Below are 9119 nucleotides of genomic sequence, written 5' to 3' on the forward strand. Positions count from 1 at the left end.
ATGCTCGAAAGTGCCCTCACGGCCGTCAACCTGGTCATCTTCGCCGTGTGTTTCACCGTCGGCACCGCCAAGGCCGCGGCCGCGAGCAGCGACCGGGACACCACCTTGCGCATCACGGCGTCCGTCCTGCTGTGCGCATCCGTGGTCTACCTGCTGTCCGCGCCCGCCGTCTACCGGGCCGTCGGCACCTTCACCGGCGTGCCCAGCCTGCCCTCGCTGCTGGTCAGCAGTGCCATCCTGCTGTGCGTCGGCCACGCCCACCTGCTGACCCTGCTGTGGCATCCGCGCCGCCGTACCCCGGATGCGCTGCGCCGCCAGGTCCTCGTCTGGGCCCCGATGTACGCCGCGGCGATCACCGCCATGGTGGTCCTGTTCTGGGTAGCCGGCCTCACCGGACCGGCCCGCCCACTGACCTTCGCCACCTCCCACGCACATGTACCCGCCGCCTTCGCGTTCGAGATGGTGTATCTCGCGGCCCTGGTGGCCGGTATCACCGCCACGGTGCGCCAGTGCCGCGGTCCCGACGGCGTCATCGCGCTGCCCGAGCGTCCGGAACTCTCCGACAGCCTGCGGCTGTTCGCCGTGGCCGTCGCGCTGGACCTCGCCTACGTGCTCTGCACGGGTGCCGCCGTCATCACGGCCGCCCGCGGCAGTCATTCCCTCGACTTCCTCGCCGCCATCGGATCAGTAGCCAGCAGCACGAGCGCGCTGGTCGCCAGCTACGGCCTCGCCAAGCCCGCCCTCGCCGCTCGCGAGGTGGAACGCGCCGACCACGCTGTCCTGCTGGACCTGTGGGAAACCGTCACCGAGACCGGCGGTTCGGCCGAGCGTCCGACGATGACGTGGTGGAACCGCCGCTACGCCCTCTCCGACCTGGTGGCCGAGGTCCTGGACGGCGCCCACAGCCTGCGCCCCTGGATGAGTCCAGCCCCGGCCCAGGCCGTCCAGGCCCTTGCCGAGGAGCATCCGGCAACAGACCTTGCTCTCCCCGATCTCAAGGCCCTCCAGACCGCGGCCACCCTCCGCTACGCCCGGCAACGCCGCGACGCCGCACGCGAGTTGGGTCTCCCAACGCCGGAGGACACTCCCACCGCCGCGCCCGCGGAGAAGACCCCTCCCACGCTCGCACGTGCCCGCCATGTGCTGATTGCCCGGAAGCTCTCCGACCCCCTCGTCGCCCGGGCCCTGGACCGCATTTCGTAACGCCGCGGCAGCCGGTCCGGGACCCGGAGCTGAGAGCCCGGCGTTCTCGTCTCCTCCGACGAGGCGCTCCTTGGGATCCGTGCGAGGCACCTCCCGGCCGGGTTGCCAGTCGCACACCCCAATGGGAGCCTTGAGGAGGGTTTTGACCGCTTGGTCGAGGTACGTCGAGGTACTGCCCATGGACGCCAAGATCGTCGACCGCAAGGACCTCCAACTGCAGGAGGATCCCCGTCTCCTCTCTCCGCCCCGCGTGGACCAGCCGCTCTACCAGTGCGGCACTGCCGTGGTCGTCTTCGACTACGTCCCGGGCGCCGACATCGAGGTCCAGGTGGACAGCGCCAGCGCACCGGTGGTCAGCGGCGGTTTTCCCTGGCCCCTTGGCGTGACCGTGCCGCTTCCGGGCGCCCTGGCCACCGCCCAGCAGGTACGCGCCCGGCAGCTGACGGTGGCCGGGCAGAGCGACTGGTCCCTGCCGGTCACGGTCCGCGACCACACCGTGGACTATCCCGCAGGTCCGCCGCGGCCGCAGATCAACCCCGCGCCCGTCTACGCCTGCGGCATCCGCACCGGCGTCACCAATCTGTTGACTGGCGGAAACGTCTGGATCACCGCCAACGGCACCGAGGTCGGCCGGGTGAACGGCTGCGCGCCGGTGCAGGGCGTCGACGTGACGGCATACGCGCTCGCGCAGCAGGTGCGTGCCTGGTTCGAGTTGTGCGGGGACCCCAGTGCGCCGTCCGTCCAGCACGACGCGCTGTTCCCGCCGAAGCCGCTGCCCGCGCCGACCGTCGACCCGCTCTATGGGAGCAGTCCCCAGCAAGTGGTGGTGCACGGGGTCGTGAACGGCGCGAAGGTCACGGTCTACCGCAGCGGCACGCCGCTGGGAACCTGGGGCTGCTGGGGAGGGACGCTGGCCGTCGGCGGACTGGGTGGGTTCACCAGTACGGACCCTCCGGTCGCGACCCAGGCGATGTGCCCGGAAGACCCTCCCAGCCCGCCGGGCACCGGACCGGTGCTGCCCTGTGCCAGTCTGCCCCCGCCGCAGGTCGGCGCGGTACAGGCCGGGGACGCGCACATCACCCTCACCCAGTTCGTCCCCGGTGCGGTCATCCGCGTGTGGCTCAACGGAACGCCTGTGGGCGTGGGCGGCGGACCGATGGTGACCCTGACCAAGACCGTGGTCTACGGGGACACCCTGCATGTGGTCCAGGACCTCGAAGGCTGCCAGGGCCGGTACGCCATGGAGATCCGGGTGCCCTGCGTGAGCCCGCCGAGCGCCGGAAACCCGTCCTGGCTCGACCTGTTCCCGGTGGGCCGGCTCCAGTACAGCGTCGGTGCCACCAAGGGCAGCGTGTACTACCCGGCCCAGGACGACGGCGTGAACCAGCCGTTCAACGTGCGGCTGGCCGCGCTGGGCCGGGCGCCGATCGTTTTCATGGCGCACGGCATGCACTCCGCCTCCGACCCGAGCTTCCTCGGATACGACTACTTCCAGCACGACCTCGCCAAGATGGGCATCATCGCCGTGTCCATCGACTGCAACGCCCTGAACAACGGTGCCAGCGGGTTCGCCAACATCGAGGACCGGGCCGACCTCATCATCGAGAACATCAAGCACTTCCAGGCGGTCGACGCCGATCCGGGCTCGATGTTCAACCACCGCATCGACTTCGGCCGGGTGGGCCTGATGGGCCACTCCCGGGGCGGGGAGGCGGTGGTGATCGTCCCCAACGTCCACTCGCTCCCCGGCGTCACCGTCAAGTCCGTCCTCTCGCTGGCCCCCACCAACTGGGCGAACCTCGACGGCCTGCCCACCGTCCGGCCGGCCCCGGGCCACGCGTTCTCGACTCTGCTGCCGGCAGGCGACGGCGACGTGTGGCCCAACAACGGCGCGCAGTTCTACGACCTGGCCGCCCCCGGGCCGTTCAAGTCCCAGCAGTACGTCGACTTCACCAACCACAACTTCTTCAACCGGCAGTGGCTCGACGACGACAGCCTCTACACCCCGCCACAGCCCGCGGTCATCGCCCGGGCAGAGCACGAGCACATCCTCGCGGCGTACGGATGCGCCCTGTACCGGTCCACCTTGCTCGGCCACGCCATCGCCACCGGCTACCTCGACGGCTCCGTGCTGCCCGCGGGCGTACTCACCCGGCACGTCCACCTGGCCTTTGAACGGCAGGAAGCCCTCACGGTCGACAATCATCAGGACGGGAACACCATCAACCAGAACTCCCTGGGCCGGCCGACATCCCAGTCGTCCGGGATGACCGCGGCCGAGTTCCCCTTCCAGCAGTCCCCCGGCGCCTTCAACGGGACCTTCTACGGTGAGACCATCGGCATGGTCGCCCGGGCGGGCGCCAGCGGCCGGACCTTCCGGTCCGAACTCACCGGCCCGACCGACCTGGTGGGCGCAGAGCTGTGGATCCGCGCCGCCGAGGTGACGAACGATTCGCAGGTCCCCAAGGGAGCGACCGGCTTCGAACTCGGCGTCGAGGACACCAACGGCACCCGGTCCTGGCTGGATTCCGATGCGGTGGGCGGCCTGCCGCGGCCGTACCCCCGCAACCCAGGAATGATCAAGACGATTCCGTCGACGCTGCGGTTCCACGCGGCGTGTTTCAGCCGGGAGCCGCGGCTGCAGCTGGACCAGATCGTGGCCGTCCTCATCCGCTGCAACCGCGAAGACCAGCGCGCCCTCGCCTTCGACGACCTCCAGATCATCAAATAGCCGAGCCCCCGAACCCAACACCGAGAGGAGCCGGAACATGTCAGTCGATGGCGGTTCCCCTCAACCCGAGCCCTCCGGGCCGGACTGGGATCTCCCCGATGTGCTGGACATCCAGATCCTCGGACGCCAGCCGTACGAAAGGCACCCACCGCGGAACTTCCGGTCCGCACTGGCGGACCGCACCGAAGCGGTCGAGATTCTGGTCACCCTAAGCGGCCCTGTCCCGGCCCGGGCCCTCGGGCCAGCCCTGTTCATCGGGGACGTCCAGGTCGTTGAGTGCGTCCCGGCAGACGAATCCGGAGCCGCAGCCGAACACCGACTCCGCTTCCGATACTCAGACCCCGACCGCCTCGCCCGTCTGACGCCCGGAACCCCGATCGCCTGGGGATGGGCCGACGCTCCATCCCCCGCGCGCCTCACCACCGGCTTCCGCTACACGACCGAGTCGGACTCCTGAGCCTTGTCCTCATCCGCGGTGGCTGTCTGCTTGTCCGGTCGTCGGATCAGCGCATCGTCCGCAGAGGTATCGAGTCCTCTACCCATCTGGGCCGGCACCGCTGGACCATAGAACGCACGATGTCCTGGCTCGCCGGATGCCGCCGACTGCACCGCCGCTACGAACGCAGAGCTGACCATTTCCTAGCCTTCACCAGCATCGCCTGCACCCTCATCTGCTACCGAAGGCTGGCCAAATGAGATGGCGTCTGAATGGCCTTACGAAGAATTTGATGAATTCGTCAGGACCTGGCCCTCGGCCGAGCCACCACGTCACTTTCGAAAGGGACGAAGTCATCGGGCGATGGTAATTGATCTGCCATGTACATCGGGCGAACTGGGCGCTCCCGAGGGCTGGTTGTGCTGGGAGGGCTGGAACGGCCGGACCCGCTACCCACCCGGTGGCGGATCGAATCTCCCGCCGAGGACTTTCGGCGTACGCCGAAAGTGATTGTCGCCGGAACGCGGCCCAGGTGAGTCTTCTCGGCAGGCCCGGCCCACCCGGCCGGACCACCACCGACAAAGACGGGGAACTCACCATGCGCGCCTCGCGTTCACTGCGGTTGCTCGGCGCGGCGGCTGACGGCCTGTCGCCCATCGCACCGGACGCGGCCCACCCGGCCGCCGTGGGCCACGGCACCGGCGACAATCCCGACGGGCGGATGTCCCGCGCTGCGCCGGTGTGCGGCGGCAACGTCCTCGACCGTACGAAGCGGTACTGAGCCATGTTCCGATGGAGCAGACGGCGTTCCGTAGCAGTGCTGTGTGCCGTGGTCATGGCTGTGATGACCGCCCTGCTCAGCCCTTCGGCCACCGCGGCAACGAACGCGGCGACGGACGCGGCGTCGGCCGCGCCACGTGACGCGGCCGGTGTCACCGTGCCGGCCGGTGTGACGGCGGGAGTCGCCGTCTTCGACCGGCAGACCGGCACCTTCACCGAGCAGCTGAACCCGAACATGCAGTTCCGGTCGGCCTCCGTGGTCAAACTGCTGATCGCGCTGGACTACCTCTGGAACCGCGGCCCGGACTACCAGATCCCGTCCGGTGACCAGGCCAAGTGGAACTCCATGCTGCGCAGCAGCGACGACGACGCGGCCAGCGAATTCTGGGTGCGCAACGGCGAGGGCTCGATCGTCACCCGGATGGCCCGTGAGCTGTCCCTCTCCAGCAACACGACCCCACCGCCGGCCAACCAGGACGGCATGTGGGGCTACACAGCCTTGACGGCCGCGGACACGGTGAAGATCTACCGTTACCTGCTGGACACGGCGCCCGCCCGCGTCCGCGAACTGATCATGGGCAATCTGAAGCAGTCCACACGCTGCTCCGCCACCGACCACTTCGACCAGCACTTCGGTATCGCGGGCGCCTTCAACAAGCCGTGGGCCGTGAAACAGGGCTGGTCGGGTTTCGGCGGCATCGAGCAAGGTACCTGCCGCCCCGCCACGTCGGCCCTCAACGGCAAGGCAGCGTCCGTCGACCTGACGAAACCGGCGCTGCACACGACCGGGACGGTGGGTTCCGGTGACCGCTCCATCGTGGCCGTGTACACCCTGCACGACGTCGGCACCTCGTACGGCAAGGCGTACACCGACCTGGGCAGGCTGACCCGTTCGCTGAACGTTCCCGGTGGCGTACGACCGGCGGGCACGTGGTTCGGCACCTGGAGCTCCGGTGTCAACGTCCGCCCCGAGCCCAACACCACCCGCGACCCGCTCCTCCAGCTCCCCGCCGGGGTCGAGGTGCTGGTCGGCTGCCAGACGCGAGGGGAGACCGTCTCGGTCCCGCCCTACACCAACGAGTGGTGGGCCTACCTGCCTCAGTACGGGGGCTATGTCAGCAACATCTACATGAGCAGTCCGGACAACCAACTGCCCGGCGTCGCGCAGTGCTGAGCAGTGCATCACGGTGCTGCGAAGGGCCTGCGGAAAGAGCCGGGCAGGCACCCGGCACCTTTCGGTCGAACTCGAAAACCAGTGAGAAAAGGACAGGTGGATGACCAGGACCAGGAAGTATCTCTCCCTCTGGATGGCAGCCCTCGCCCTGACGGCGGGCGGTGTGATCGCCGCCCCTTCGGCCAGTGCCGCTGCCAGCGCCGAGTGCGGAGTTCGGGCGAGCGACGGCCGGCTGTGGTGCGGGAACGGAGCCCCCGCCATTCTGCGCGCGGGCGCCTACCACGACGCGGACATAACGGGGGAGCTCTGGTCCACCTTCAGCTGGTTCGACTGCTGGACCTATGGTGGACTGCACGGCGGCGGCAACACCACCTGGTACCACACCAAGGGTGACTGGACCCGTCCTGGCTACGACGGGTGGGGCTACGTCCCGGCGGACTGGGTCAACACACCGTCCTCGTTCGACGCCGATCCGAGCGCGCGCGGTCTGCGGCACTGCTGAGAGCAGCACTGCCGAGAGCGGCACTGCCGAGCTCGCCGGACCACTCCTTGATGTCGTCGGTCTCGTCCACGAGACCGGCGGCATCGTCGTCGTGGCGTCCTATGTCGGCGACCCGTTCCCACGACGCGTGCCTGGCAGCCGCCGAGCCTCTCGTGCGTGCCTGACCGAACCGTAGGTTCAGCGTTCGTGCCCTGCTCACCAGCGCGCACAGACGATTGTGTGCAGCGCCGGGCGCATGCTGCTGATTCAACGAGGGTACGCACCGTCGCGCTGCGCCCCGGGGTGCCACGGTCTGTAGGCGCATACAGGGCACGCATACACCTCGATGTCGAGGACGTGGACGCCGATGCTGCCGTAGGAGATTCCCGCCGACACCGCGGCCGGACGTCAGCGGCGTGGCGCAGTAGCAGCAGGCCCGGCCCGCGTACTGCTCCCCGCTGAGTTCTATCGCGGGACGCGGCATAAAGAAGGGCGAGGCATCATCCCGGTGAGCCTTCAGCGGGAGGGCCAGGACCAGCAAGTCGACGTGGTGCAGGACACGCAGCGTTGCGGATTGCACACGGGAAGGATCAGGGAAGAGATCTATGCGCCCGTGAACTTGAAGGGAGCACTGCCCGTGACGCTCACAGCGCCTCCCCCCATAGAAAGGGCGGCGGGATCACTTCCGCTGCTCGGTCATGCGCCTCAGCTCATGCGCGACAACCTCGGTTTCATCGCTTCGCTCCGCGCCAACTACGGTTCGCTCGTCGAGATCACTCTCCAGCCCGGAACGCGGACGATCATCGTTCAGGACCCCGCTCTGATCAGGCAGATGCTGGTGGACCTCGGCCCTTCCCTGGACAAGGGCCGCTTCTTCGAGAAGATGGGCCAGCTTCTCGGCGACTCCGTGGTCACCGCAGCAGGCCAGACCCACGTCCGTAAGCGCCGTCAGCTCCAGCCGGCCTTCGCGCACGCCGAGATCGCCCGGTACGTCGACATCATGCGCGAGGAGGCCGCCACCGCGGTCACCGGCTGGACGCCGGGCCAGACCCTCGACGTGCGCGAGGCGATGGTCAAGCTGTCCCTGGACATGCTTGCAAAAACGATTTTCTCCGGCAGCCTCGACGACGCGACCTTCCGCAGGTTGCGCCATGACCTGTCGGTCGTGATGAACGGGGTCGGCGCCCGCATCATGCTGCCCGACTGGGTCGAGCGGCTCCCCCTGCCCTTCAACCGGCGTTTCAACGAGGCCCGCGACGCCGTACGCGCCACCATCACCACCGCCGTCGACGAACTCCAGGAGACCGGCCACAACACCGGCGACATGCTCTCCATGCTCCTGCGCGCCACGGACAAGGAAACCGGCGAGCCCCTGAGCAGCTATCAGATCTGCTCCGAAATCCTCACGCTGGCTGTCGCCGGCACAGAGACCACGGCCAGCGTGCTGTCCTGGATCCTCTACGAACTGGCCCGCGAACCGGCCATCGAGGCCCGCGTGCACCGCGAAGCCGTCGAGGTCCTCGGCGACCGGCCCATGGCCTTCGCCGACCTCACGCGCCTGCCGTACCTGAACCGCGTGATCACCGAGGCAGTGAGGCTTCATCACACCGGGTGGCTGGTGACCCGCCGCACCGTCAAGGAGACCCGCCTCGGCGACTGGACAATCCCGGCCGGCACCGAATTGGCCTACTGCCAGCACGCGTTGCACAGGGACAGCCGGTACTTCCCTGACCCGCTGGCATTCAATCCGGACCGATGGCTGGACGACGCGCAGAAGCAGAAGAACCTGCAGCCAGGGGCGTTCCTCCCCTTCGGGGCCGGCAAGCACAAGTGCATCGGTGACGACTTCGCCCGTACCGAAATGGCGACAGCGATCGTGACGATCGTCCGTGCGGTGCGGTTCGAACTCGACCCCGGCCAGACGGTTGAGCCCGTGGCCCGGGCCACCGTACGCCCCAGGACACTGCGGATGACCGTACGGCCCCGAGAGGGCTCGGACAGTGAGGCGGCCACGCCGTCAGGAGCCTGAAGTACCGCCGCGGCAGGCGAATTCCAGCCGGACCGAACGCAAGGCGTGTGCCCGGCGTGGCGGTGGGAAAGGACTGTTCCCCAGAAGGTCATCGGTCAGGAAGGACCGGCATGTTTCCGATATATATGCCCCGCTCCCTCGCTCGGGTGATTGCCCTCGTGCGGGCCTATGACGGGCTGAAGGCGCGACTCGGACTGCGGCGAAAGCCCCAGTAGTTCTGCAGGTGTGCGGTTGCCCACCAACCCTAAAAGGTGGTTGGCGACCCCAACCAACACGAGAGGCGGA

The 9119-nt window shown here is 68.4% G+C and carries 7 protein-coding genes and 1 pseudogene; all 8 read left to right on the forward strand.

Translation table 11 applies throughout. The features are described 5' to 3' along the window. The 8 genes and pseudogenes from ACFWXQ_RS04610 (at position 1) to ACFWXQ_RS04645 (ending at position 8834) form a co-directional block, all read left to right on the forward strand. Positions 1-1203, forward strand: coding sequence for a DUF6545 domain-containing protein (locus ACFWXQ_RS04610; protein ID WP_383947846.1), 1203 nt, complete (start codon positions 1-3; stop codon positions 1201-1203). Between the two features lie 178 nt (positions 1204-1381). Continuing rightward, positions 1382-3934: a hypothetical protein gene (locus ACFWXQ_RS04615; RefSeq protein ID WP_383947844.1), complete on the forward strand. Its 2553-nt coding sequence runs from the start codon at positions 1382-1384 to the stop codon at positions 3932-3934. 37 nt (positions 3935-3971) lie between these two features. Continuing rightward, positions 3972-4391 (forward strand): hypothetical protein, encoded by a 420-nt coding sequence (locus ACFWXQ_RS04620; protein WP_383947896.1) that lies wholly within the window; start codon positions 3972-3974, stop codon positions 4389-4391. A gap of 50 nt (positions 4392-4441) precedes the next feature. Then, a pseudogene (locus ACFWXQ_RS04625) lies at positions 4442-4630 on the forward strand (transposase); the annotation flags it as partial. A gap of 338 nt (positions 4631-4968) precedes the next feature. After that, a complete protein-coding gene (locus ACFWXQ_RS04630) occupies positions 4969-5151 on the forward strand; it encodes a hypothetical protein (RefSeq protein ID WP_383947841.1) in 183 nt (60 codons plus the stop codon). 54 nt (positions 5152-5205) lie between these two features. Then, complete coding sequence (locus tag ACFWXQ_RS04635; protein ID WP_383947838.1) at positions 5206-6324, forward strand: hypothetical protein; 1119 nt, start codon at positions 5206-5208, stop codon at positions 6322-6324. 100 nt (positions 6325-6424) lie between these two features. Further along, positions 6425-6826 carry a hypothetical protein gene (locus tag ACFWXQ_RS04640; RefSeq protein WP_383947835.1) on the forward strand — a complete coding sequence of 134 codons (402 nt, stop codon included), beginning with the start codon at positions 6425-6427 and terminating at the stop codon, positions 6824-6826. A 616-nt stretch (positions 6827-7442) separates the two neighbouring features. After that, positions 7443-8834: a cytochrome P450 gene (locus tag ACFWXQ_RS04645; RefSeq protein WP_386267541.1), complete on the forward strand. Its 1392-nt coding sequence runs from the start codon at positions 7443-7445 to the stop codon at positions 8832-8834. Positions 8835-9119 lie beyond the last annotated feature (285 nt).

This window comes from Streptomyces sp. NPDC058697, assembly GCF_042715345.1.
In the GTDB taxonomy this organism is placed as follows: domain Bacteria; phylum Actinomycetota; class Actinomycetes; order Streptomycetales; family Streptomycetaceae; genus Streptomyces; species Streptomyces liliifuscus.